Origin of the sequence: Qipengyuania aquimaris, assembly GCF_009827445.1 — a bacterium.
Classification (GTDB): domain Bacteria; phylum Pseudomonadota; class Alphaproteobacteria; order Sphingomonadales; family Sphingomonadaceae; genus Qipengyuania; species Qipengyuania aquimaris.
This window is the reverse complement of sequence record NZ_WTYI01000001.1, coordinates 1,733,069-1,757,268: the sequence shown is the minus strand read 5'-3', so window position 1 is coordinate 1,757,268 and position 24,200 is coordinate 1,733,069. Positions and strand designations below refer to the sequence as shown.

Annotated in this window: 26 protein-coding genes and 1 tRNA gene; 11 read left to right on the top strand and 16 right to left on the bottom strand. The window is 62.0% G+C overall.

What is annotated here, in order from left to right; all coding sequences use genetic code 11:
- Positions 1-34 precede the first annotated feature (34 nt).
- On the top strand, positions 35-760 hold the full coding sequence (locus GRI34_RS08570) for an energy transducer TonB (protein WP_160595564.1): 726 nt from the start codon (positions 35-37) through the stop codon (positions 758-760).
- A 6-nt stretch (positions 761-766) separates the two neighbouring features.
- On the opposite strand, the gene GRI34_RS08565 is transcribed toward GRI34_RS08570, so the two are convergent.
- From GRI34_RS08565 to GRI34_RS08540, 6 genes are all read right to left on the bottom strand, one after another.
- The gene (locus GRI34_RS08565; RefSeq protein WP_160595563.1) at positions 767-3,340 is read right to left on the bottom strand and encodes an HWE histidine kinase domain-containing protein; all 2,574 of its coding nucleotides are present in this window, start codon (positions 3,338-3,340) and stop codon (positions 767-769) included.
- On the bottom strand, positions 3,337-3,873 hold the full coding sequence (locus GRI34_RS08560; RefSeq protein ID WP_160595562.1) for a biliverdin-producing heme oxygenase: 537 nt from the start codon (positions 3,871-3,873) through the stop codon (positions 3,337-3,339). Before GRI34_RS08560 ends, GRI34_RS08565 begins: the two co-directional genes overlap by 4 nt.
- A gap of 138 nt (positions 3,874-4,011) precedes the next feature.
- Complete coding sequence (locus GRI34_RS08555) at positions 4,012-4,320, bottom strand: polyhydroxyalkanoic acid system family protein (protein WP_160595561.1); 309 nt, start codon at positions 4,318-4,320, stop codon at positions 4,012-4,014.
- Complete coding sequence (locus GRI34_RS08550) at positions 4,320-5,078, bottom strand: hypothetical protein (RefSeq protein ID WP_160595560.1); 759 nt, start codon at positions 5,076-5,078, stop codon at positions 4,320-4,322. The genes GRI34_RS08555 and GRI34_RS08550 overlap by 1 nt, the downstream gene beginning before the upstream one ends.
- A gap of 10 nt (positions 5,079-5,088) precedes the next feature.
- Positions 5,089-6,339 (bottom strand): toxic anion resistance protein, encoded by a 1,251-nt coding sequence (locus GRI34_RS08545; RefSeq protein WP_407692130.1) that lies wholly within the window; start codon positions 6,337-6,339, stop codon positions 5,089-5,091.
- A 119-nt stretch (positions 6,340-6,458) separates the two neighbouring features.
- Positions 6,459-8,192 carry a fatty acyl-AMP ligase gene (locus GRI34_RS08540; protein WP_160595559.1) on the bottom strand — a complete coding sequence of 578 codons (1,734 nt, stop codon included), beginning with the start codon at positions 8,190-8,192 and terminating at the stop codon, positions 6,459-6,461.
- Between the two features lie 130 nt (positions 8,193-8,322).
- On the opposite strand from GRI34_RS08540, the gene GRI34_RS08535 reads away from it, so the two are divergent.
- The 4 genes from GRI34_RS08535 (at position 8,323) to GRI34_RS08520 (ending at position 10,372) form a co-directional block, all read left to right on the top strand.
- The gene (locus tag GRI34_RS08535) at positions 8,323-8,907 is read left to right on the top strand and encodes a regulatory protein RecX (RefSeq protein WP_160595558.1); all 585 of its coding nucleotides are present in this window, start codon (positions 8,323-8,325) and stop codon (positions 8,905-8,907) included.
- A 4-nt stretch (positions 8,908-8,911) separates the two neighbouring features.
- The gene (locus GRI34_RS08530; protein ID WP_160595557.1) at positions 8,912-9,424 is read left to right on the top strand and encodes a DUF192 domain-containing protein; all 513 of its coding nucleotides are present in this window, start codon (positions 8,912-8,914) and stop codon (positions 9,422-9,424) included.
- Between the two features lie 61 nt (positions 9,425-9,485).
- Positions 9,486-9,884 carry an NADH:ubiquinone oxidoreductase subunit NDUFA12 gene (locus tag GRI34_RS08525; RefSeq protein ID WP_090476298.1) on the top strand — a complete coding sequence of 133 codons (399 nt, stop codon included), beginning with the start codon at positions 9,486-9,488 and terminating at the stop codon, positions 9,882-9,884.
- A 2-nt stretch (positions 9,885-9,886) separates the two neighbouring features.
- Positions 9,887-10,372 (top strand): DUF2155 domain-containing protein, encoded by a 486-nt coding sequence (locus tag GRI34_RS08520; RefSeq protein WP_160595556.1) that lies wholly within the window; start codon positions 9,887-9,889, stop codon positions 10,370-10,372.
- Here the strand turns inward: GRI34_RS08520 and aat are convergent.
- The gene (gene aat, locus GRI34_RS08515; protein WP_160595555.1) at positions 10,321-11,004 is read right to left on the bottom strand and encodes a leucyl/phenylalanyl-tRNA--protein transferase; all 684 of its coding nucleotides are present in this window, start codon (positions 11,002-11,004) and stop codon (positions 10,321-10,323) included. The two genes, GRI34_RS08520 and aat, sit on opposite strands and share 52 nt — an antisense overlap.
- A gap of 87 nt (positions 11,005-11,091) precedes the next feature.
- On the opposite strand from aat, the gene GRI34_RS08510 reads away from it, so the two are divergent.
- A tRNA-Trp gene (locus GRI34_RS08510) sits at positions 11,092-11,167 on the top strand.
- A 71-nt stretch (positions 11,168-11,238) separates the two neighbouring features.
- Positions 11,239-12,123: an LOG family protein gene (locus GRI34_RS08505; protein WP_160595554.1), complete on the top strand. Its 885-nt coding sequence runs from the start codon at positions 11,239-11,241 to the stop codon at positions 12,121-12,123.
- Positions 12,124-12,142: 19 nt separating this feature from the next.
- Here the strand turns inward: GRI34_RS08505 and thiD are convergent, their stop codons facing one another.
- Genes thiD through glmM form a run of 3 tightly spaced genes read right to left on the bottom strand, consistent with a single transcriptional unit; the run spans position 12,143 to position 14,501 of the window.
- Positions 12,143-12,943, bottom strand: coding sequence for a bifunctional hydroxymethylpyrimidine kinase/phosphomethylpyrimidine kinase (gene thiD, locus GRI34_RS08500; RefSeq protein ID WP_160595553.1), 801 nt, complete (start codon positions 12,941-12,943; stop codon positions 12,143-12,145).
- Positions 12,940-13,164, bottom strand: a complete 225-nt coding sequence (locus tag GRI34_RS08495) for a DUF1272 domain-containing protein (RefSeq protein ID WP_160595552.1) — start codon at positions 13,162-13,164, stop codon at positions 12,940-12,942. The genes thiD and GRI34_RS08495 overlap by 4 nt, the downstream gene beginning before the upstream one ends.
- Entirely contained in the window at positions 13,164-14,501 is a 1,338-nt protein-coding gene (gene glmM / locus GRI34_RS08490) for a phosphoglucosamine mutase (protein ID WP_160595551.1), read from the bottom strand. The genes GRI34_RS08495 and glmM overlap by 1 nt, the downstream gene beginning before the upstream one ends.
- Before the next feature lie 163 nt (positions 14,502-14,664).
- On the opposite strand from glmM, the gene GRI34_RS08485 reads away from it, so the two are divergent.
- On the top strand, positions 14,665-15,276 hold the full coding sequence (locus tag GRI34_RS08485) for a superoxide dismutase (RefSeq protein WP_160595550.1): 612 nt from the start codon (positions 14,665-14,667) through the stop codon (positions 15,274-15,276).
- 55 nt (positions 15,277-15,331) lie between these two features.
- On the opposite strand, the gene GRI34_RS08480 is transcribed toward GRI34_RS08485, so the two are convergent.
- Genes GRI34_RS08480 through GRI34_RS08470 form a run of 3 tightly spaced genes read right to left on the bottom strand, consistent with a single transcriptional unit; the run spans position 15,332 to position 17,350 of the window.
- Positions 15,332-16,507 (bottom strand): AI-2E family transporter, encoded by a 1,176-nt coding sequence (locus GRI34_RS08480; RefSeq protein WP_160595549.1) that lies wholly within the window; start codon positions 16,505-16,507, stop codon positions 15,332-15,334.
- Positions 16,508-16,559: 52 nt separating this feature from the next.
- Positions 16,560-17,168, bottom strand: a complete 609-nt coding sequence (locus tag GRI34_RS08475) for a sigma-70 family RNA polymerase sigma factor (protein ID WP_160595548.1) — start codon at positions 17,166-17,168, stop codon at positions 16,560-16,562.
- The gene (locus GRI34_RS08470) at positions 17,168-17,350 is read right to left on the bottom strand and encodes a NepR family anti-sigma factor (RefSeq protein ID WP_234028184.1); all 183 of its coding nucleotides are present in this window, start codon (positions 17,348-17,350) and stop codon (positions 17,168-17,170) included. Before GRI34_RS08470 ends, GRI34_RS08475 begins: the two co-directional genes overlap by 1 nt.
- Before the next feature lie 233 nt (positions 17,351-17,583).
- On the opposite strand from GRI34_RS08470, the gene GRI34_RS08465 reads away from it, so the two are divergent.
- Entirely contained in the window at positions 17,584-19,242 is a 1,659-nt protein-coding gene (locus GRI34_RS08465) for a CHASE domain-containing protein (RefSeq protein ID WP_160595547.1), read from the top strand.
- Positions 19,243-19,347: 105 nt separating this feature from the next.
- Here the strand turns inward: GRI34_RS08465 and GRI34_RS08460 are convergent, their stop codons facing one another.
- Positions 19,348-20,136, bottom strand: a complete 789-nt coding sequence (locus GRI34_RS08460) for a response regulator (RefSeq protein ID WP_160595546.1) — start codon at positions 20,134-20,136, stop codon at positions 19,348-19,350.
- A 76-nt stretch (positions 20,137-20,212) separates the two neighbouring features.
- Here GRI34_RS08460 and GRI34_RS08455 point away from each other — a divergent pair, with 76 nt between their 5' ends.
- Positions 20,213-21,025 carry a Crp/Fnr family transcriptional regulator gene (locus tag GRI34_RS08455; RefSeq protein ID WP_234028183.1) on the top strand — a complete coding sequence of 271 codons (813 nt, stop codon included), beginning with the start codon at positions 20,213-20,215 and terminating at the stop codon, positions 21,023-21,025.
- A gap of 217 nt (positions 21,026-21,242) precedes the next feature.
- On the opposite strand, the gene GRI34_RS08450 is transcribed toward GRI34_RS08455, so the two are convergent.
- On the bottom strand, positions 21,243-21,644 hold the full coding sequence (locus GRI34_RS08450; protein ID WP_160595544.1) for a response regulator: 402 nt from the start codon (positions 21,642-21,644) through the stop codon (positions 21,243-21,245).
- 155 nt (positions 21,645-21,799) lie between these two features.
- Entirely contained in the window at positions 21,800-22,957 is a 1,158-nt protein-coding gene (locus GRI34_RS08445) for a GNAT family N-acetyltransferase (RefSeq protein WP_160595543.1), read from the bottom strand.
- Between the two features lie 147 nt (positions 22,958-23,104).
- Between GRI34_RS08445 and GRI34_RS08440 the strand changes: the two genes are divergently transcribed.
- A complete protein-coding gene (locus tag GRI34_RS08440; RefSeq protein ID WP_160595542.1) occupies positions 23,105-24,199 on the top strand; it encodes a fatty acid desaturase family protein in 1,095 nt (364 codons plus the stop codon).
- The last annotated feature ends 1 nt before the right edge of the window (position 24,200 follow it).

Here is a 24,200-nt window from a genome sequence, read left to right as displayed (position 1 = left end):
GGAACGCGGCCGCCCGCTTTCCCGTTGAGAGGCAATGAGCGAAACACAATCCCGCTTCAGCACGCGCAAGAGACGGCCCAACGGCTGGGTAATCCTGCTTATATTGCTGATTCACATAGGAATCTTCTACGCACTGATACGTAGTCTCGCGCCCGGCGTGGTCGCCACGGTGGAACGCGAAGTCGTGTCTGCCTTTACCGTCACCGTCACCGCTCCGCCGGAAGACACGCCCGAAGTGGAACCTCAGCCGGACGAAGGCTCGCAAGGCGATCCTGGGCGCGAGGCCGTGCCCCAACCGGTTACCGCTCCGAGTCCAAGGCAGCAGGTGCGCGAAGACCGCCCGGTCCCGCGGGCCTCTTCGACCGGAACGGCGACCGATTCAGGCGCGACCGACAGCGGCACTGGCACAGGTGCTGCGGGAAGCGGCCTCGGAACAGGCGCCGGGCGCGGTGGTGGGGGCCAAGGTGGTGTTGCGGCCACCAAGCCAGTCCTGGTGCGTGCGATTACCGATGCGAGTGCTTTTCCCATTCCGCCTGGCGGCCGGGAAGCGCGGATCGGCAAGTCGGTTATCGTGAAATTGCGCGTGTCAGCAGAAGGACGCGCCACGAGCTGTTCGATCTACCGGCCCAGCCCGTTTCCCCAGACCGATGCAAAGGTTTGCGAACTGGCCTTGCAGCAGCTTCGCTTCGAGCCTGCGCGCAACGCGGAGGGGCAGCCGGTTGCGGCTCCGTTTTACTACCAGCAGCGCTTCTTCAATTAGGGCGCGTCAATCGCCGGCAAGGTCGGCGAGCAGCTTTTCGAGTTCGCTCTTGCCGTATGGCTTGGTCAGCAGGCCACGCGCGCCCAATTCTTCAACGCGCTCCTTCATTTCGCCATAGCCCGTCGCCATCCAGAAAGGCGTACCGCGACTTGCCAGCTCCCTAGCGATCGCTTCGCTGTTCTCGCCGCCGAGATTGTAATCAAGGATTGCGGCTTCGAACTCGTTCTTTGACAGCGCCTCCAACGCGCCGGCGACAGAACTTTCCACGCGCACCCGCTCCACGCCCAATTCCTTCAGGCAATCTTCGGCGTCGAGCGCGATGATCATGCTGTCCTCGACGAGCAGGACGCTGCCGGGTGCGGGCTTTTTGTCGCTCGCTGCTTCCGAGTCTGTATCGTCATCCGGTTCGCTGTCTGCGGAAGTCGTACCGGTGTGTGCAGCTTCCTCCCAGGTCACGAAGCGTTCGGGAACCCGGAAACTCGCTTCGACGCCGCTAAGACGATAATCCACCTTCGACTCGCCGCCTAGTTCGTGCGGGATCGAACGTTCGATGATGGTGGAGCCGAAACCGCGCCTCGAAGGAGGCTTGACCGGGGGACCCTGGCTCTCCGACCATTCGATTACGAGGGAATCGTCGTAATCGCGCTTGGTCGTGATTTCGAGCAATCCAGCGCTGTCGCTGAGCGAGCCGTACTTGGCCGAATTCGTAATCATCTCGTGGATGACAAGGGCAAGCACCGTATAGGCTTCCGGATTGATCTGGGCCTCGGGACCGGTCACGCGCAGGCGATCGGTTTTGCCTGCAAGGTAGGCTTGCACTTCGCTGTCGATCAGCTCGCTGAGCGGCGCGGACGACCAGTTGCCCTTGGTGATATTGTCGTGCGCCGTGGCCAGGGCGGATACCCGGCCACCGACTATCTCGGTGAATGTCTCGATATCGCGCGCATCGCCGCGAGACTGGTTGATAAGGCCGCGGATCAGGTTGAGGATGTTGCGCACGCGGTGGTTCAGTTCCGCGATCAGCAATTCCTGCTGGGCCTGGGCCTTGCGCCTTTCTTCCAGGTCCTTGTCGGTCAGCCGCAGGATAATCTCCAGCAGGCTGACGCGGAGCTGGTCTGCCATCTGCAATTCGCCCCCGGTCCAGGGGCTGCTTTTGCCCTCGACCGTCTCCTGCCAAGCCTCGAAGCTCTTGCGCGGTGTGAGGCGGGCCCCGTTGGGGCCCATTTCGACCGGTTTGTCGGGGTTGCCGGCCCATGCGACGACTTGGTCGAGGCTGGAACGCCAGAGGATGAGATAGTCGCGTGGAGAGCGGGATACCGGGATGACGAGCGCTCCGACCGCGCGGTCTGCGAAACGTTCTGCGCGCGGAAAGCGTTCTGCCATCTCGTCGACCGCGAGCACCCGGCTTGTCGCAGATGCGTTGAGCGATTTCACAATGGCGCGAAATTCTTCCTCATTCGGACCCCTGCCGCTGACCTTGTAGATATCGTCGACGAAAATGCTGATGCCGTCGTGAGGGATAATCTGGCCGATCACGGGGTCGAGCGTGGGGAGGCTTTGCAGCAGGCTCTGACCGGCAACGATATCGCGCATGAGGCGATCACGCACCTCGCGCCCGCGTTCGCGGAGCAATGCATGATTCTTGTTGAGCGCCCGCTCGATCAGGAGCGATACCATCTCGGAATAGAGCTCTGCGGCGGTGCGCTGCGAATAGGGCAGGAATTTGGGCGAATAGTGATGGCAGGCAAAGAGGCCCCAGAGCTTTCCGCCGATCACGATGGATATCGAGAGCGATGCCTCGACACCCATGTTACGCAGGTACTCGATGTGGATCGGCGACACCGCCCGCAAGGTACTCATTGAAAGATCGAGCGGCGTACCTTCTGCCGTCGTTCCGGGTTCAATGGCGACCGACTCGTCGTTGACATCGCTGATGATGCGGAAGCGGTTGCGCACGTAAAGCTCGCGCGCCTGTGCGGGAATGTCCGACTTCGGGTAGCGCAGGCCGCGAAACTTCTCGAGATCTTCCCGCGCCGCCTCGGCCACGACTTCGCCGGACAGGTCGCTGTGAAAGCGGTACACCATCACGCGATCCATGTGCAGCGTCGTGCGCACTTGCCGTGCCGCCTCCTCGAGGAGGGTGTCGAGATCGTCCTGTTTCTCAAGGCGCTGCATGGCAGGGCGCAGCAGACCAAGCTGGCGGCTGATATCGCCCTGCTTGTGTCGTTCGATCTCGATGACTGAATAGGGCCCGGAGCAATGAAGGGCGCAATCGAACAGATTGCCGTCATCGCACAGGTCGACGCCGAACAGGCGCTCGATCTGGTCGTCGTCAATCAATCCGCTCACCGCGCTGCGCAGCCGGTCGACTGCCAGCTCGGCGAACACGTCCTTCAGCTTGGTGCCGATTTCGATTTCAGACTCAAGCCCAAGAAGTTCTTCGACATTGGTCGAGCGTTGGGAAATGAACCAGTCGGCATTGACTGCGAGCAGCGCGCCGAAGCTCTGGATGCGCCCGAGTTGGTGGATCGGTTCACGATCGCAATTGGTCAGATCGACCTGATAGTCGGGGGCGCTCATGCGGCTTCTTTCAATTCGGTGTCGGAGAGTGTCTCCAGAAAGACGGTGAAGGCCATGACGGCGCCGTCGATCATCTGGTTCTGCTCATGGGTGTCGAAGTCGTCCGCTAGCAGCGGAACAAGCGTTCGGAAATAGGCGGGCATCCGTGGGTCGGACAGAAACGTATCGGCATGGTCGAGACCCACCTTGCGCCGCTGTGCCAGCATAGCGCGATTGCCAAGCGATGACCCGGATAGAACCCACGCCGCACCCAGCGCTGCAGCAGGTGAAACGAGAGAGGCGTATCCATCGATTTGCGGCGGTTCCGAACCCAAGGTCGCGAGATCGCGAACGAGCAGGTCGATCTGGGAGGGCGGTATGCCGATCTTGGCGGGCTTCTGAACTGCTAAGGCCCCATCCAGAAATTTGCGGCTGGCGTACTGGATAGTCAGGAAACGGGCGAACGCGGTGTCGTTACCGACCGGCATCTTGCCCATCGCGTCGTCTAGTCGGTCGTGTAGCGTGGCCGTAGCCGCGCGTAGTCTTTGTCTCAAACCCGCTCCCCCTGCGGCTGTATCCGAATGCCAGGCAGTTTTGGCATACGAAGACGAACAGGCCACCAGAATGGCGGTCCATAACACCAAGCGATTGAAAGCGAAGGGTGTTCCCGCCTTAGCGGAAAATTTTACGGATCAGGATTTGGGCGCGCTCAACAGCTTCTCGCCCTTGGAGCGGATAGCGCTTTCGATCATCGGCTTAACGAAGCTCAGCGCCATCGGCAGGTCGACTTCGAAAACCACCTGCTTGTCCTCGATGAGGACCCGCGAATTCAGCGATTGTCCCATGGTGACGACATTCACCGCCATGGTGTCTTCATCGGGCCATGACACGTCGACTTCCGCCATGCCGCCGGGTACGACATCGGCGATTTCATGGCTACGGCTGGAGAGGCGGTGGCGCACTTCTTCCTTGGGAAGATCGTGGGAAATCGGGACGCGCATCAGCTCTTGTGCTCCAGTTGAGGGCTCGTCTCGGCACCTTCGCCGAACTTGTATTCGAGGAAACGGTGCTTGATCGCCAGATCGTCGAGCGAACCTTCGGCCAGCTGGCGCGTGATCGAATCGATCTCGCCGCTGATCTTGGTTAGGCTGCCGGTAAGCTGTTCATCGGGAGTGGCCCCGGCGCGCTTTTCGGTGCGGAGATGGGCAGGGATCTTGCGATAGCTGTCGACCATCTCGGGCAGCTGTTCACCGACCAGGCTGCGGATTTCCCGAGCCTTGGGGTGGTTCTGATCGAGACCTTCGAGCTGGTAGCCGAGGCTATCGAGTTGCACCCCGATCTGATCGACGAGATTCACGGCTGGCGGCGGCAGGGCGGGGCGCTGCGCTTCGAGCCACAGTTCCGTGCGGCTTACCATCTGCTTCACGTCGCCCCTGTTGATGTCGGACCGCTTAGGGACCTTCACCTTGGGGTAATTCGAAAAGACCGCCGCAGCCACGACGACAGCGAGTGCGATCGCCATGACGCCGACGAAACCGATCCCGTCGAGCACCAGCCCGGCGACCGATCCCGCAACGAGGATCGTAAAGACGGCGCCGACGAAATAGGTGAGGCGCTTCGTCCAATTCTTGCGGCGGACACGTGCCGATCCTTCGCCTATCGACACGGCGCGGCGATGGCGGCCACCTTCACGGTTGTCGCGCACGAGTGCCCTGCCTTCGGAAAGGATACGGTCGGAATCTCGGCTGAGGTCGCTCAAGGCTTTTCCCTTATCCCTCGATGCTCAACAGGTCGCTTGTCGCCACCTGCTTCTGCGCCTGGGACTGGCCTTCGGCGCGGGCGATATAGCCCTTCGACTTTTCGACTTCTTCGCCAAGCAGCGTGACCGTCTGCTTCATGGAATCGAGCGCGCGAATCTTGAATTCGTCGACTTCGTCCATGGTGTCGTAGATGTTCTGGAACGCGCGCTGCAGCGTTTCCAGCGGGATTGTGCTGGCGGCAGCCTGTTCGTGGATCTTGCCCGTCTGGTCGCGCAGCATGGTGCTGGTGCTGTCGATAATGCCGGCGGTCGTGTCGTTGAGCGCGGTGATCTGGCCCAGCACGAGGCGCTGGTTGGTCATTGCCTCGGCAACGGTCACGGCCGTGCGCAGCGCGCCGACGGTGGTGGTGCTGGCGCGGTCGACGCCCTTCACCAGCTCGACATTGTTCTTCTTCACCAGGTCGAGCGCGAGATAGCCCTGCACGCTCACCGCCATCTGGGTGAGCAGGTCCTGCGTGCGCTGGCGGACATAGAACAGCGCGGTTTCGCGCACGGCCTTGGCCTTGGCCGGATCGGTCGCGTCGAGCTCGGCGGCCTTTTCCTCCAGCTTGCCGTCCAGCGTGTTGGAGATGTGGATCATTTGTTCCAGATTGCCCATCGCCTCCCACAGCTTCTGGCGTTCGACATCAATCGCGGCATTGTCCATGATCAGCTCGTCCTTGCCGCTGGAAAGGTTCGAGAGGATCGACTGGATGTGCGTCTGCGCGCTCTGATAGCTGCGGAAGTAATTGGTCAGCTTGTTGCCGAACGGGATGATGCCGAGGATCTTGCGCGGGCCCGAAAGCTTACCGCGCTTGCCGGGGTCGAGGTCTTCCACCACGCGGCGCAGTTCGGCGAGGTTCGCACCGACGCCTTCGTCCTTGTCCATTGCGCGGACCGGGCGGTCGAGGAAGCGATTCGACATGCCTGCCGCCGCCATGATTTCCTTGCGGCCCATATTGGTCAGCTGGTCGACTTTCTTGCCGAATTCCGGCGAGTTCGCGTCCTGCGCGATCAGGTCGTCGACGAAACCGTCGACCTTGCTTTCCAGCTTGCTCTTCACCTCTTCCGACACGGGCACGAGGCCGGCAGCCTTTTCCGGCGCAACGGCGGGCACCGGATCGGGCGGCGTCAGGTCGAATTCCGGCGGCGCCATCGTGGCGGTAGCGGCGGGCTTTGCAGCGGGCGTGGCAGCGGCTGCCTGGGGCTTTTCGTCACTCATGAATTTACGCAGACCTCCCGGAAGATTACTCTTCCCTGTATTAGGTCTCTATAACACGAGTTTCAAGGTGCCATCATGCGGTGGCAGCTACAAAGCTTTTCGCTGACAGTATTCAGGTCTCAGGCGGCCAGTTCGAGTGGCTGGATTTCGCCCGACAGGTAAAGCCTTTTCGCCTTGGCGCGACTGAGCTTGCCGGAACTGGTGCGCGGAAGCGTGCGTGGGGGCACGAGTTCGACCACGCAGCTCATGCCGGTCACGCCGCGGACCTTGTCGGCGATCTGGTCGCGCAACTTGATCCGTTCTTCGGGTTCCGAAACGCGGCAATGGACCAGCACGGCAGGTGCTTCTTCGCCATTATCGGTGTCGACCGAGAAGGCGGCGATGTCGCCGTGGTTGAAACCGGGCAGCTGCTCGACTGCCCACTCGATATCCTGCGGCCATAGGTTCTTGCCGTTGATGATGATCATGTCCTTCGCGCGGCCCACGATGAACAGGTAACCATCGGCCTGATAGCCCATGTCGCCCGTGTCCAGCCAGCCGTCGACGAGGCATTCCTCGGTCGCTTCCTCGTTGCGGAAATAGGAGTGCATGACGCTGGTGCCGCGGCACCAGACCTTGCCGATCTGGTGATCGCTTTTGGCTGCACCCTTCTCGTCGCGGATTTCGACTTCCATGCCGGGCAGCGCCTTGCCGCAATTGACGATCGCCCGGTAGCGGGCAGGGTGATCGAGGTTGCGCGGGCGACCCGACAGGCGTTCTTCCTCGACCAGTTCGACGCGGATACCTTCGCCCGGGGGCATGACGGTGACTGCCAGCGTCGCTTCGGCAAGGCCGTAGCTGGGCGTAAAGGCGCTGGCCTTGAAGCCGGCCTGCGCAAAGGCGTTGACGAAGCTCTGCATGACGTCGGGACGGATCATGTCGGCGCCATTACCGGCGGTGCGCCAGCGCGAGAGGTCGAAGCGCTCGTCCACATGGCTCTGGCTGGAGATGCGGCGCGCGCAGATGTCATAGCCGAAGGTTGGCGAATAGCTGAGGGTATTGCCCTTGTTGCGGCTGATCAGATCGAGCCATGCCAGCGGGCGTCGCGCGAAATGCTCGGTCTTCAGGTAGTCGACCGATGCCTGGTTCGCGATAGGTGAGAGCAGGCAACCGACGAGACCCATATCGTGATACCACGGCAGCCAGCTGACCACGCGGTCGTTGACGCCAAGGTCCACGCCGGTCGAGTGGCCGAAGAGATTGTGCAGCAGCGCTTCATGCGTCACGGCAACGCCGGTCGGGAAACGGGTCGATCCGCTGGAATACTGGAGGTAGCAGATGTCCTGCGGTTGTGCGTCGGGCAAGGTGCATTCGGGATCGGGACGCTTGGCGAATTCCTGCCAGCTCTCGCCCTCGCAGCCCTGCCGGTCGGCGGCAGCCTTGGCCATTTCCGCGATCTCTTCGGGATAGATCAGGATCTTGGGATCGCTACTCTGCAGCTGTACCGAAAGCTGGTCGATATAGCCTTCCTTGCCGCCGAAGCCGGTCGGCAGTGGCAGCGGCACCGGCCACGCACCGACATAGGTGCAGGCACAGAACAGTGCGGCAAACTCGGGGCAGGTTTCCGCAACCAGCGCGACGCGGTCTTCCTTGCCGATGCCGTAGGCGGCCAGCTGGCGCGCGAATTTGAGCGCATCTTCCCGCATTTCGCTGAAGGGATAGGAGCGCACGAGGTCGCCGCGCATATCGTGAAAATTGAGCCCCTTTTCGCTACGGGCAGCGTAATCCACTGCCTCGTTGAAGGTGGCGAAGTCGGCCCTGCGCCGTGGCAGGTCGCAATCATTTGGCGTCGGCGTCAATGCGGCGTCGGTCATTGGTTTTCGCGATTCCCGTGAAATAACAGAGCCTTGCGGCATCCCTCATGATCCCTATGCGCCACGATCACTGCCGCAACGCTATATCGAGCTTTCCCATTCGGTAAGGACTGTGGCACGAATATGGCCGATGGTTGATCGTAACGCAACACAGCGGCGCCCTCGTCGCAAGCCCAAGCCGCTCGACCGCACGCGGCTGCGCGACCTGGCACTGTCCTATGTGGCGCGATTTGCGACCAGCGCGGGCAAGCTTGAAACCTATCTCAAGCGCAAGCTGCGCGAACGTGGCTGGGAGGACAAAGGGGAGCCCGACATCGATGCGATGGTCGCCGATTTCGTGGACAAAGGCTACGTCGACGATCGCGGATACGGGAAAATGAAGGCAGGCGGCCTGCTGTCGCGCGGCTATGGAGCGCGGCGCGTCGACGAGACGCTTCGGGCGGCGGGTCTCGACGAAGGCCTGCGCAGCGAGCTTGCCCCCGGCGAGCGCGACGCAAGAGAGGCGGCATTGGCGCTCGCGCGGCGCAGGCGCTTCGGTCCCTTCTCCAACCCGCCCGGGAATGAGACGGGCGAAATGCGTCACAAACGGAATGAAAAGCAGCTTGCAGCGATGGTTAGGGCGGGGCACACCTTCGCCCACGCTCAGGCCATCCTTTCCGCTACCGACGAGGCGGCGCTGGAAGAATGGCTCGAAGAAGCCGATCTGTGGGATTGATGGAATGAAGTTCGAATTTGCTTTTCCGGTACTGTGCAGCGGCGCGATCTGCCTTGCGCTTGCCATGGCCGCCTGCGCGCCTGCCGGAACCGCCGAAGAACCGGCTAGTGCCGCGTCGCAGCAGGCAGAGGCGGTGCACCCGATCTCGGGCTTGCAGATCATCCCGGTTACCGTGCGCAGCGGCGACACGGTCCACACCTTCCGCACCGAACTCGCCCAATCCCGCGAAGCGCAGGCGCAGGGCCTGATGTTCCGCACCGAACTGGCGGACGACGAGGCGATGATCTTCCCGAGCGAACCGCAGACCGCACGCAGCTTCTGGATGAAGAACACGCCGCTCCCGCTCGACATCATCTTTATCGGGACCGACGGACGCATCCTCAATATCGCCGCCATGACCGAGCCTTATTCTCTCGAATCGGTCTATTCGGTGGGTGTCACCAGCGGGGTGCTAGAGATTCGCGGCGGCCTTGCCGAAGAGCTTGGCATCGAGCCCGGCGACCTGGTCGAATGGTGAGGGCGAAATACACCACGCATGCGCTTGGCGCGCGCGCGGGAATCAGCTAGGCGCGCGAATTATGAATCCTCTCGCAAAGATCTTCACCTGGTGGAACGGTGCCACCATCGGCACGATGCTGTGGTCCTCGCGCAATGGCGAACACGTCGGCACCGACGCGCAGGGTAACAAGTATTACCGCTCCAAGAAGAAGGGCGAAGGCCAGCGCGAACGCCGCTGGGTGATCTACGAAGGCGCCAACGACGCCAGCCGCGTGCCCGCCGAATGGCATGGCTGGCTGCACGGATCGGGCGACGATGTGCCTGAAAGCTTCCTGCCCGCACCGCGTATCTGGGAAGCCGACTACACGCCGAACGCAACCGGCACCGGCAATGCCTATCGCCCGCAAGGCGCGCTGGAGCGTGGTGGCAAGCGTGCGCGCGCAGTCGGCGATTACGAAGCCTGGTCGCCGGACGCCTGATCATGGCCCGCACCGGCCTGCTCCTCGGCGCTGCTCTGGTGCTTGGCGCCTGCTCGCAGGACCCGCCCGAGCCGGAAGCGGTCAGCACCGAAATTCCTGAGGAATTGCAACGTGTCGAGCTGCCCGAAGTCGCCGCTGCCGAAGCGGGGATCGGCACTCCGCTGGAAGAACGCGTGGCGACCATCGGCCTGCTCAACAAGCGCAACAACGAAACGCAGGACCTCGAAATGCGTCCCGGCGAACAAAAACGCGTGGGCGATGTGATCATCAGCCTCGCTTCTTGCGAGCGGACCGCTCCGTGGGAAATGCCGCAGGAAACGGGCGCCTTCGTTCAGGTCCTGGTGCGCGAACGTGGCAGCCAGAACGAATTCAACCGCGTCTTTTCCGGCTGGCTGTTCAAGAACTCGCCCAGCCTCAACGTGGTCGAGCACCCGATCTATGACGTCTGGGTCAAGGACTGCGTGATGGAGTTTCCGGGCGAGGAATGAGCGTTCGCCGCAGCGATGCTCTGCGGGATCGAACCCTGGGGCTCTCCGCGCGCCGCCATCAGCAATTGCAGGTAATCCGATTGCGGCATGGCCACCGCGCCCAGTGAGGCGAGGTGGTCGGTCATGAACTGGCAGTCGAGCAGGCGGTAGCCGGCTTCCCGCATCGCGGCGACCAGCCACGCCAGCGCCACCTTGCTGGCATTGTCCGCGCGGCTGAACATGCTTTCCCCGCAAAACACACGGTCGAAGGCGACGCCGTATAGCCCGCCGACGAGCTCTCCCTCGCGCCATACCTCCACCGAATGGGCCTGGCCGGCCGTGTGCAATGCGATGTAGCTTTCCTCGATCTGGTGGCTGATCCAGCTTTCCGCGTGTTCTTCCCGCGGCTCGGCGCAAGCCGCGATGATTGCTGCAAAGTCGGTGTCGCATGTAACGCGGAAGCGGTTCTGGCGCAGGATCTTGCGCAGGCTCGACGACATGCGAAATCCGTCCAGCGGGATTACCGCCCGCTCGCGCGGCTCGACCCAGTAGACTTCGCGATCGTCCCGGTGATCGGCCATCGGGAATACGCCGCTGCGATAGGCATGCAGCAACAGATCGACGGGAATCGTTTCTGGGACGGGGGCGTGCATCGTGCGCGGTTCCTAACAGTTTGCGCAGATATGCGATACGCATCTTGCCAGCGGGGCGCGTTGCGACTAATGCGCCCGCTCGGCTGCAGGGGTGTAGCTCAGCTGGTAGAGCATCGGTCTCCAAAACCGAGGGCCACGGGTTCGAATCCTGTCACCCCTGCCATTTCCTATGGGGAAGGCCATTTCGACTTCAATGGCTTGTCGATAATGGCTCCGCGCACTATCGCGCGGGTCATGACAGAAGAAGAAAAGCAAAAGCGCGATCTCGCGGATCGCAAATTCTATCCGGCACAGCAGGAAGCCCAGTTCGAAAAGAAGGGCCTCGAAACACACACGCCGCAGACCGAACATCCCTCCTACAAGCTGGCATTCCAGGACAAGGACTTCCTCCTGCGCGAGGAACTGCGTCCGGTTCGCTTCCAGCTCGAACTCCTGAAGCCCGAAATGATCCTCGACGAAGCCGGTGTCGGCTCGACCCTGGTCATGTACGGCAGCGCACGCATTCCCCCGCCCGAAGCGGCCGAGGAAGCGCTGAAAGGCGCCAAGGACCTGCCTGAGGAAGAACGCAAGGTCGTCGAAAGCCTCGTCGCCAAGAGCAAGTATTACGCCGAAGCCATGAAGCTGGCGAAAATGGCGACCGAAAAGTCGATCATCGAAGACGGCAAGCGCCAGTTCGTCGTGTGTTCGGGCGGCGGCCCCTCGATCATGGAAGCCGCCAACCGCGGCGCCAGCGAAGCAGGCGGCGAATCGATCGGCCTCAACATCATCCTGCCGCACGAGCAGGCTCCGAACTCCTATGTAACGCCCTACCTCTCGCTCAACTTCCACTATTTCGCCCTGCGCAAGATGCACTTCCTGCTGCGCGCGCGTGCGGTAGCGGTGTTCCCGGGCGGCTTCGGTACGTTCGATGAATTCTTCGAACTGCTGACGCTGATCCAGACCGGCAAGATGAAACCGATGCCGATCCTGCTGTTCGGCGAGGACTTCTGGAAGCGCGTCGTCAATTTCGAAGCGATTGCCGAAGAAGGCACGATTTCGAAAAAGGACCTCGACCTGTTCCGCTGGTGCGAAACGGCCGAGGACGCCTGGCAGCATATCAGCAATTTCTACGGCCTCTAGGGCCTGCAAACCGGAAGGCTCAGCCCAGCTTGCGCACCGCCTGGTGACCGAGCGGGCCTGAGCCTTCGCCGAATTCGGGTGCATTCTCGATCGCTGCGTAGACGAACCCGCGCGCAAGCCTGATCGCGTGGGTGGTCGGCTGGCCATAGGCGAGGAAAGTCGCCAGCGCGGCCGACAGCGTGCAGCCGGTCCCGTGCGTATGGCGTGTGTCGATGCGATGATGGCCGAAGCTGGCGATCTTACCGGTGGAGGAAACCGCGCGGTCGAGCACCTCGTCACCTTCGCCATGCCCGCCTTTTGCCAGCACCACGGTATCGTGCTTTTCCGCCAGTTCGCGCGCGGCATCGAAGACGTCTTCGTCCGCAATGCTCTCGCGTCCGGTCAGCGCCGCCAGCTCGGGCAGGTTGGGAGTGACGATGGTGGCAATTTCCATCAGCGCGCCGAACGCCCCGATAGTGGCCTCGCTCGCCAGTTCGGAGCCGCTGGTGGCGACCATGACCGGGTCGAAGACGATCGGTCCGGCAAAAGTGTCCAGCCTTTCCGCCAGTTGCATTGCAATCTGCGGTGAACCCAGCATCCCGATCTTGATCGCATCGGCCCCGATGTCGCCAAGACAGCTTTCGACCTGGTCCATCACCAGTTCGGGGTGCATCACCTCGACACCCTGTACGCCGCGCGTGTTCTGGGCCGTCACCGCAGTGATCGCGCTCATCGCATAGCCGCCGAGCATGGTGATGGTCTTGATATCGGCCTGGATACCGGCACCGCCCGAACTGTCCGACCCGGCAATGGTGAGGATGCGGGGAGGGGCGCCGCTCATCCCTTGTGCTTTCGCACGGTGCTTGCGGGGAATTTCTCGAGCAGCTTTGCCGACCGTGTGGGCCGGTCCATCAGCTCGCCCCCGCAATTGGGGCACAGATCGTCCAGTTCATCCGCGCATTTGGTGCAGAAGGTGCATTCGAAGCTGCAGATAAAGCTGCCTGGCTTGCCTGCAGGCGTATCCGCGCCGCAGCGTTCGCAATCGGGGCGCATCTCCAGCATCAGGCGGCATCCTTCACGGCATCGCAAATCCGGTCGACGACGCGCTCCACCTGCGCGGCATCGTCACCCTCGGCCATGACCCGGATTACGGGTTCGGTGCCGGAAGGCCGAATGACGAGGCGTCCGGTCCCTTCGAGTTCCTTCTCCGCTTCCGCAATGACTGCTTTCACGCTGTCCACCTCAAGCGGTTTGCCGCCGGAGTAGCGCACATTCTTGAGAAGCTGGGGCACGGGGTCGAAGACGTGCAGCAGCTCGCTGGCCGGCTTGCCCGATCGCACGAGGCTGGCGAGAACGCGCAGCGCTGCAACCGTGCCGTCGCCGGTGGTCGCATGATCGAGAAGGATCATGTGGCCAGATTGCTCGCCGCCGATATTGAAGCCGCCTTGCTTCATCTTTTCAAGGACATAGCGGTCACCGACCTTGGCGCGCTCAAGCGTCAGGCCCTGACCCTGCAGATAGCGCTCCAGGCCGAGATTGCTCATCACCGTCGCCACCACTCCCCCGCCCGTCAGGTCGCCGCGCGCATGAAGGCGGGATGCGATCAGACCCATGATCTGGTCCCCGTCGACAGCGTGTCCCTTTTCGTCGATCACGATCAGGCGGTCGGCATCGCCATCGAGCGCGATCCCGATATCGGCGCCTTCCTCGACCACGCGTGCCTTGATCGCATCGAGCGAAGTGGAGCCGACATCGCGGTTGATATTGGTGCCGTCCGGCTCGACGCCCATGGCGATGACATCGGCACCAAGTTCCCAGATCGCCGATGGCGCGACCTGGTAAGCGGCCCCGTTGGCGCAATCGACCACGACTTTCAGGCCGTCGAAACGGATATCGCTCGCCACCGATTGCTTGATGGCATGGATATAGCGTCCGCGCGCGTCGTCGATCCGGCGAGCCCTGCCGATACGGTCGGCCTGGACGAGCAGCGGCTCCTGCTCGAGCAGCAATTCGATTGATGCTTCAGCCTCGTCGGAAAGCTTGAAACCGTCGGGGCCGAACAGTTTGATGCCATTGTCTTCGTACGGATTGTGGCTGGCCGAAATCATAACGCCGAGGTCGGCGCGCATTTCGCGGGTGAGCAGGGCGATGGCCGGAGTGGGCAGCGGGCCGGTCATGATAACGTCCATGCCCACGCTGGTGAAACCGGCCACCAGCGCGCTTTCCATCATGTAGCCGGACAGCCGCGTGTCCTTGCCGATGACGACCCGGTGCCTGTGACCGCCGCGCAGGAAGTGCGTTCCCGCGGCCTGGCCGACGCGCATCGCCGTGGCGGCGGTCATCACGCCCTCGTTCGTGCGTCCGCGAATGCCGTCGGTGCCGAAGAATTTGCGTGACATTTCTCTATGCGCTCCCTTGTCTGTGACCGCTTCTTGGCCGTGATTGATGAGGAATAAAAGCCATGGCGCCATTTTTCCGAGCCGCTATGCAACCACGTGCCTGCCCATGCGTTGTCAGGGCAAACCGAAAGTTCAACACGAATACCGAAAAGGGGATCCATTCATGGCATTTCAGCTGATCGACCTGCCTTACGACGACACTGCGCTGGAGCCGGCCGTGTCCGCCAAGACGCTGTCCTACCACCACGGCAAGCATCACCAGGCCTATATCGACAAGACCAATGCCGCGATCGAAGGCACCGATCTTGCGGACAAGAGCCTTGAAGACGTCATCGCCGCAGCGCGTGACAGCAACCAGGGCCTGTTCAACAACTCCGCACAGAGCTGGAACCACGGTTTTTACTGGCACTCGATGGCTCCGTCGGAAACGTCGATTTCCGATGAGCTCAAGAGCATGATCGAAGCGTCCTTCGGTTCGGTCGACGAACTCAAGTCCAAACTCAAGGATCGCGGCGCGGGCCACTTCGCCAGCGGCTGGGTCTGGCTCGCCGAAAAGAACGGCAAGCTGTCCATCGAGGAAACCCATGACGGCGACACGCTTGCCGATCACGAGGGCGTAAACCCGCTTCTCGTCATCGACCTTTGGGAGCACGCCTATTACCTCGACCACCAGAATGCGCGCCCGGCCTATCTCGACGCGGTCAGCGGCAAGCTGAACTGGAGCTTCGCCCACGACAATCTGTCGCGCGGTTCGACCTGGACCTACCCTTCGTAAGTCCAGCATAATTGAGGAAGGCCCGCTGCACTCCGATGCGGCGGGCTTTTTCGTGTCAGGAAGAGATTTGCTCGTCGCTCTCGTCGTTGAAGACGCTGGCGGTGAACAGGGGCTCGCCGAAGATGAAACCGACCAGGTTCGGCCTGCCGATATGGTCGAACAAGGCGGTCAGCATCAGCAGGATCGGCACCGACAGCAATGCCCCGAACGCGCCCCAGATCCATGTGAAATAGGACAGGGCGATCAGGATCATGACCGGGTTCATGGTGAACCGCGCGCCGAGGATGGATGGCGTGATCGCATTGGCTTCGATCGTATGGAGGGCAAGGTACGCGAGGGCAGGAATGAGGCCCAGCAAGACCGTGTCGGCAGTCCCGATCCCGAATAGCGCGAGCAGGCCGACCATCAGGGTCGGGCCGATATAGGGCAGGAAGTTGAGAATAGCCGCGAGGCCGCCCCACATGATCGGGGCATCGACGCCGAGTGCCCATGCGCCCAGCGCCACGATCACGCCGACCAGCGCATTGATCCAGCCAACAGTGAGGATGTAGGCGGCCACCCGGTCCTGCACTTCGCGCAGCACGCGCGCCGCCTTGATGCTGGTCCCGAAGCTCGTCCTCCCGAACAGCAGTTTCTGGCGCAGGCGAATGCGCGATTCGATCATGAAGAACGCCATGAGGAGGGTCAGGATCACCTCGATCACCACCGTCGGCGTGGCGAAGGCGATCTCTTCGAGGAAGCTGGGCGTAGCGAGGACGACTTCGCGCGGCTGTCCTTCGCGGGCCATCAGGTCGGCCAGCTGGTCATTGACCTGGGCGACCCACGAAAAACGCTCCTGCAATTCGCCGAAGCGTTCGCCGACACGTTGCACCAGTGCGGGCAATTCGTCGAAAAGCGTGATTGCAGGCTGCAGGATCAGCGCGAGCGCGAGGAGCAGGATCGCAAAGAAGACCAGCAGCGAAACCAGCGAGGCGAGCGCATTGGGCAGACCCCAGCCATTGAGCTTGTCCGCCAGCGGCGACAGGATGACAGTCAGGATCACCGCAGTTACCACGGGCAGGAAAACGATCGCCCCGATCGAGAGCACGAAGGGCAGGGCAAGGAACAGGCCCACGCCGAGCAACAGCACGAGGGCCGAAATCAGCCGCAGTTCCTGCTGCGCGAACGCGTTGCGCTGACCCGGCCGGCGAACCGGGGGCGGCGTTTGCGGTGCAGGCTCTTGGTCGGTCATGAATAGACTATGTGCCGTTCAGCGGCCGGCAGGACAAGTTCGGGATCACCCGTCAGTTGCGCGAAGCCAAACCCTGGCCGGCGGCGACTTCGTCGAGCTCTTCCAGGATGGCGCGATGTGCCGTGTCGTCATCGATGGAGCGCTTCGGGATCGATCCGTCTGCGAGCATGGAGTTGAGCGTCGCACGTGCACGGCCGACACGGCTCTTGATGGTGCCGACGGCGCATCCGCATATATTCGCAGCCTCTTCGTAGGAGAAGCCGCCCGCGCCAACGAGCAGCAAGGCTTCGCGCCTTTCCGGCGGAAGAGTGAGGAGGGCGCGATGCATATCCGACAGGTGGATCGGTTCTTCCTGGCCCGCCGGAGCGGTAAGAACACGCTCGGCAACCGTCTCGTCGTATTCGCCGCGAAACCGATTGCGGCGCATGTCGGTGAGATAGGCATTGCGCAGGATCACGAAGGTCCAGGCACGCATGCTTGTGCCCGGCTGGAAACGTTCCTGTGCAGCCCATGCCTTCAGCAGCGTTTCCTGCACCAGATCATCGGCCATGTCGGCACGGCCGCACAGGCCGCGCGCAAAGGCACGGAGGTGCGGGACGACCTCGGTCAATTCCCGTTTGAAGTCGGCTTTTTCGGAAGCCGTCCGCTTCTCACTTCCCATCAGTCCTTCGAGTCCAATTTCGACAGGAGATCCTTGAATGTATCAGGAAGTGGCTCGTCGACAACGGAATCGTAAAGCTGGCGCAAGCCATTGGCCCATTCGGGCTGGCTTTCGCTCTTCTTCTTCGACATCCGGTCGGTGCCCTTGGGCAACTTTCCTTCGGAAGGTGCAGGAGAAGTCATCGTGCTAAAAATATGTCCTTGTCCTCGCGACGGGAGTGCCCGGTAGGTTCGGCCATGTCGCTCGTTACGATCCCTCTAGTGCACCCGTAACGCCGCAAGAGGAATCGGGTTCCACACCGGACGATATAAATATGCCACCCCGGCCAATCGTCCGGAACCAACCCTTTCCCGAGGGATATTAGGGGGCAGACCGCAATACCAGACGGGATATCGAGGTGGTTGAGGACAAACTCATGCGCAAGAAGGTGCGCCAGCGTTGGCTGGTCGACTACCCGCGCGCCGTGCCTCTCGCCATTTTCGCTCTCGTTGCCGCGGTCACGGCGCTTAGTGTGTTCGCGATCGAAAGCGGACAACGCATTCGCGAAGAAGCCGATCTGAACCGCAAGGCACAGGCAATGGCTTTCGCAATCGAGCGGCGCGCCTACTCCAACTCGGCATTCCTGCGCGCAGCCGGCGCCCTGTTCGGTTCGCAAGGTCAGGTGGATGCGGAGACTTTCAGGCAATTCGTGGCCGAACTCAGGCTCGATTCCGACTATCGCGGCGCTGAAGGGATCGGGTGGGCCCCGGCGATCGGAGTTGGCGAAATAGCCGCGACCGAGGCCATACTGAACGAAGGCAAACTGCATTCGGTCAGGATCACGCCGAGCCTGGTCAGCGAACCGCGCCAGCAGCTCGTGCCGGTCATGTTCCTTCAGCCCGATACCTTGCGCAACAGGCGCGCCATCGGTTTCGATATGTATTCCGAACCGGTACGGCGCAAGGCTCTGGACGAGGCGACGCGGACCGAACGTCCGACGGCAACCGGGCGCGTGACCCTTGTACAGGAAGGCGGGGAAGAGCAGCCGGGCTTTCTCATTTATATGCCGGTTTTCGAAGGCGGGGCGAGTAACCGAAGCCTGAAGGGTTTTGTCTACAGCCCTTTCAATGCGTCGCAGTTTCTGGCGTCGGCAGCAGACCTCGTTTCAATCGAGGAAGCGCCGGTCCGCCTGTTCGATGTCGGAGACGATGGCAGGGTCCTTATGGCGGAACGTAAAGGCTGGGTTGGCGATCGCCCTGTCGTCGAACGTGAGGTTGACCTCGCCGGCCGAGAAATGCTGGTCGCCGTCCAGGCAGTCCGCGATAACACGCTGTCGCCGCTCTCGATGATAACCCTCCTGTTCGGCCTTGCCGTCGCCAGCCTGCTGCTGATCGTCGCGCGTCTCCTGACCCAGCAGGCGCAGGAAGACAGCAAGTCTCTTGAATGGTTTGCCGAACAGAATTCGATCCGCAATTCGCTGACGCGTGAGCTCAATCACCGCGTGAAGAATACCCTCGCCAATGTCCTTTCTATCGTTTCCCTGACGCGTCGCCGGGCAGAGGATCTGGATGAATTTGCCGAAGGCATCGACCAAAGAATCCGTGCTTTGTCGGCTACGCACGACCTTCTCACCCAGTCCGAATGGGGGACCACGCCGATCCGGTCGGTGATCGAGGTAGAGCTTGCCCCCTATGCCAACGACCAGGATCACGAGCTGGTGATCGAGGGGCCGGAAGTCGAGCTTGCGCCCAATGATGCGCTCTCGCTCGGCCTTGCGCTCCACGAGTTGGCGACCAACGCCGCCAAGTACGGCGCCCTAAGCACGAGCGGCGGGAAGGTTTCGATCATCTGGACCCTCGTCAGCGAAAACCTGGCCCGGATAGACTGGACCGAAAGCGGCGGGCCGCGCGTGACCGAGCCGACCAAGCGCGGCTTTGGCACCGACCTGATCGAGAAGATCGTCGCGCATGAATTGCGCCACCCGGTGGAACTGGACTTCCTGCCGACGGGCGTGCGCTGCAAATTGCTGGTGCCTGTCCGCGAGCCGAGCGAGTTCGCGCTGCGGAGCCCGCCCGCCCAGCGCGAGCAGGAATAGGTTCTACCACCGGTCCTGCCGCCAGTGGTCCTGGCCGCAACGACGCACAAAAAACGCCGCCGGGACGATGGTCCGGGCGGCGTTTTTGTTTGGCGTTTGGCCCGGTCAGCCGAGCGGGCGGCTGGATCCGAAGAAGAGCGCCTGGCTAATGGCAGCGCGCACCGTCTGTTCCTGGAACGGCTTCGTCACGAGATACGTCGGTTCGGGACGATCGCCTGTCAACAGGCGCTCGGGATAGGCCGTGATGAAGATCACCGGCACGCTGTCGATCGCCAGGATGTCGTCGACCGCATCGAGGCCCGACGAGCCATCGGCCAGCTGAATATCGGCAAGCACTAGTCCGGGCGTTTTCTGGGCGACGACTTCCTGGGCCTGGGTGCGGGTCGCGGCTGTACCGCAAACTTCGTGGCCCAGCGACGTGACAAGATCTTCCAGTTGCATCGAGATGAGCGGTTCGTCCTCGATGATGAGGACGCTGGTCGAGCTTTCGCGATCAATTTCGCTGACCGCTTCCTGCACCAGGCTTTCGATCTCGGAAGGTTCGACTTCCATGATCTCGCCGGCCTGTTCGACCGAAAAGTCTTCGAGCGTCGTGAGGAGCAGGGCCTGCCGGTTCAGCGGCGTGATCGACTTGAGTCGATCCTGCGCTGCACCTTCGTGATCGTCGCCCGAAGGCTCCTGAACATCGAGATAGGCGCTCGACCAGACCTTGTTGAATGCGCGATAGAGAGGGACGCGGCCACCCTCCAGCGACGCCTTCAGGTCGTCGTCGGCCAGAGCAGCCTCCAAGGTTGCGCGTACGAACGCGTCACCGGTAGCCTGAGATCCGGTAAGTGCCCGCGCATAACGGCGCAGGTAAGGCAGGTTTTTCGCGATTTGGTCACCAAGCGACATAGAACCCCTTCCGTGGTTTGCGCGCATTGAACGCGCCGCCGAGCGAACGGTTCCTACTGCGCCGCTCGAAATCATCTTGTTTGACAATTGTTTCATTCGCGGCGACGAAGTCGACCTTCAAGGAGGGGATCCGGAAAAGCCGATGTTCGAAATTGCAGAGCCTTACGCCTGTCAGGAATGCCCGCTGCAGGACTGCCCCGGGCTGCGCCCGCTCGAGGATGCGCAGCAGGCATACATGCAGTCGGTCAAGCAGGCCGAAGTCAGCTTCGAGCGCGGCGACGTCGTCCTGAAGGAAGGCGAGGAAACAGACCACCTTTTCACCATCCTCGACGGGGTGGCCATTCGCTATCTCGAACTGGAAGACGGTCGCCGCCAGATCATCAACTTCATGTTCCCGGGCGATCTGGTCGGCCTGCAGGGCGCGTTCGACGAGGCGCTGAGTCATTCGGTCGAAGCGGTTCTGCCCCTGCGCCTGTGCCGATTCCGTCGCAGCGATTTCGTGCACCTCATCAAGGAACACCCGCGGCTCGGCTTCGACATCACCTGGCTCGCTGCGAAGGAAGAAAACGCGCTGGAAGGGCATATCGTATCGCTCGGCCAGCGAAGCGCACGCGAAAGGGTCGTCTATCTGGCCGCCTGGCTGCTTGACCGCGCCCTGGCTACCGGTATCGCGCGCGATGGCAACAAGCTGTCGATGGCTATCACACAGTCCCAGATCGCGGACATGCTCGGATTGTCCCTCGTTCACACGAACCGGACGATCAAGTCGCTCGATCGCGACGGGCTGGTGGAATGGAGCTCTCGCGAAATTTGTGTCCCGGACATGGACGAGGCGGCCAAATTCGCCAGTTTCGAGCGGTCCGAAAAAGGACAGCGTCCTTTCGTCTGAACCGGCAGAAGAAAAAATTCGAAAAAAATTTGCGGCGCGGGGAACTCCATTCCAGTCGGGACATTTCTACTATGTCACCGCCGAGACCCCCCTCCCGTCCAAGCGGCTGGTGATACGATCCCGAAAGGCCTTCGCTCCAAGAGAGCGGAGGCCTTTTTTCTTGGCGAATATCGAAATTGAAAAAAGATCGGTCGAAACGCTCGTCGGCCGGGAACGGTCAGCTCGGTCGCAGGGCGCCGCGCAGGCGCGAAATCATGCCGCGCTTTTCCGGCTGGCACAGCACATCGACCAGGACTTCGGGATCGTAAGGCTTCTCGAGGACACACCCCAGTTCCGCTATATGGGCCGGAATATCCTTCGGCTGACCGGTCGAAAAGATGATCTGCGGGCTGTCGGGGCCGAGCGCCTTCACCAATTCCGCAATAGCCCAGCCGTCGTCGCGATCGGCCAGGTGAACGTCGAGGACGATGGCATCGGGCTGCTTGCGGCGAAGCGCCTCCAGAGCGGTATCGGTGGTCGAACATATCTCGACATGCTTCACCCCCGCCGCCTCCAGCGCATCTTCGAGCATCATGCCGAGAATAGCCTCGTCTTCCACGACAAGGACATGCCCGGGCATTTTACAAGCAGATGATGGCGCGCGTGCGATGACGTTTGGTCCCGATGGTAAGGCGCAGGAAATCAGCGCCTATTTTCGAAAGGCGGGAGCAGCCAGCCGGTTCCCGACTGTCACACATTCAGCCCGGGCGTTGCCCCAATGCAACTGGTGCGCGCTTACAGGGCCTTTTCGTAGACCACGTATTCGCGGTTCACCCGGCTGTCGATTGCATCGGCGATCGCCTTCATTCCCTGATTGTCATCGAGGATCCACCCGATCTCGCCGCGGCGTGCCTTGTATTTGGTTGCAGCCACATCGCGGATTTCGCTGATCATCATGAAGGCAAGCTGGCTGGCGAGGCGCGAATTGTGGAGTTCCTTGAGGACGCCCATCAGCGGCACGCGCATATCGGCTTGCTTGGGCTTCTTGAGCCAGCGCAGCAGCTTGAACCAGCCGAAGGGCAGTAGCTTGCCGCCGATTTCCTTCAGCGGGCGATTGATGTCCGGGAAGGTGAGCATGAATGCGACCGGCTTGCCGTCCAGTTCGGCGATCATGTTCAGGTCTTCATGGATGATCGGCTTCAGCTTCTTACCGGCCTGCGCGATCTCGGCTTCGGTGAAGGGGATGAAGCCCCAGTTCTTCGACCATGCATCGTTGAGGATGTGGAGGATCGTCTCGACTTCCTCGTCCCACTTCGACTTGTCGACCTTGCGCACGTGGATGCGCTCGTTGCGTTCGCCGGATTTGACGATGCGGCGGATCAGGGGCGGGAATTCCTGCTGCACGTCGAGATCGTAGGTGAGGAGGCGCTTCGCCTTGCTAAAACCTGCCTGTTCGATCCACCGCGCGTAGTGCGCTGGATGGTGTCCCATCATGATCATCGGCGGATGGTCCTGCCCCGTGACGAGCAGGCCCGGCTCTTCCCAGATCGACAGGGAAATCGGGCCCAGCACGCGCGTCATCCCGCGTGAGCGCAGCCATTCCTCGGCCCTGGCAAGGAGGGCGCTGGCCACACCCTCGTCCTCGGCATCGAAATAGCCGAACAGGCCGGTCCCCGGCCCCATGCCCTGTTCGCGTGGCAGTTCGAGGGCGAGATGGTCGATATGGGCCGAGATCCGTCCGACGGGCTTTCCCTCGCGGCGGGCAATGAAAAGCTGGACGTCGGCATGCTCGAAGAACGGGTTTTTCGCCGGATTGACCAGTTCCAGCTGCTCGGAGCGTAATTGCGGGACAAAATGCGGCTCCCGCGAGGCAAATTCCCGCCCGAGGTCGACAAAGGCAGCGCGGCCTTTCTTGTCATTTGCCTCTACGATCACGATATTCTGGTCAGCCACGCAGCACTTCCCTTGTTCAGCCGGGGTTAGCCCTGCGTATGGCATATGATCTTTGTCAAGGAATCGCACGCGGTCGATCACTATGATCGAGACCCGAGACTGTCATTTTTCGCGCCGATCCACTAAGGCTCCCCCCAGGAAACGACCATGAACGCTGAACAGACAATTCCTGCTGCAAATCCTGCGCCTTCGCGCGATATGCGCGGCTGGCATTCGCAAATCGCCGACGACAAGGCGATGCTGCGCGGTGCGCGCGATTTGACCAAGGATATCGCCGAGCACCGTGCTTCGATCTACTGGACCGACATGGTCGGCTCGGCGCTGCTGGGTTACGCCTCGCTTGCCGGGGCCATCCTGACGCAAAGCACCGCGCTGGCAGTCGTCCTGTCTATCGTATCGGTGCTGGCACTTTATCGTGCGCTGCTGTTCATCCACGAAATCTCGCATTTCCGGAACGGGGCGCTGCCCGGTTTCCGCGGAGCGTGGAACGCGCTGGTCGGCATCCCGATGCTGACGCCATCCTTCATGTACGAGCAAGTGCACACGCTCCACCACAAGCGTACGCAATACGGTACGGTCGAGGATCCGGAATACCTCCCGCTCGCCCTGATGAAGCCGTGGAGCCTGCCGCTGTTCGTCATTATCGCGATCCTTGCGCCGGTGGCCCTGCTGTTCCGCTTCGCAGTGCTCGTGCCGCTGGGCGCGATCATCCCGCCGATCCGCCGCCTGACCTGGCAGCGTGCCAGCGCGCTGGCGATCAATCCGGAATTTCGCCGTCGCCCACCCGAAGGCGACTTGCGTCCGCGGGTCATGCTGCTGGAGCTGGGCGGGTTCATCTGGTCGTGGATGCTGATCGGCAGCGTCTTCGCCTTCGGCTGGAAACCGCTGCTCTTCGCCCTGGGCGTTGCCTCCGTCGTCGCACTGCTCAACCAGCTGCGTACGCTGGTCGCGCATCTGTGGGAGAACGAGGGTGAGGCCATGACTGTCACTGCGCAGTTCCTCGACAGCGTGAATGTGCCGCCGCCGGGCGTGATCGCCGAAATCTGGGCGCCGGTGGGCCTGCGCTATCACGCGCTGCACCACCTCATGCCGTCGATGCCCTACCACTCGCTGCCCGAAGCGCACCGCCGCCTCGTGCGCGAACTGGGCACGGAATCAACCTATCACGGTGCGAACCACGCCGGGATGGGCGTGCTGGTTGCGCGCATTGCCCGCAGCACGATGGGTGGCCGCAAGGGCTGAG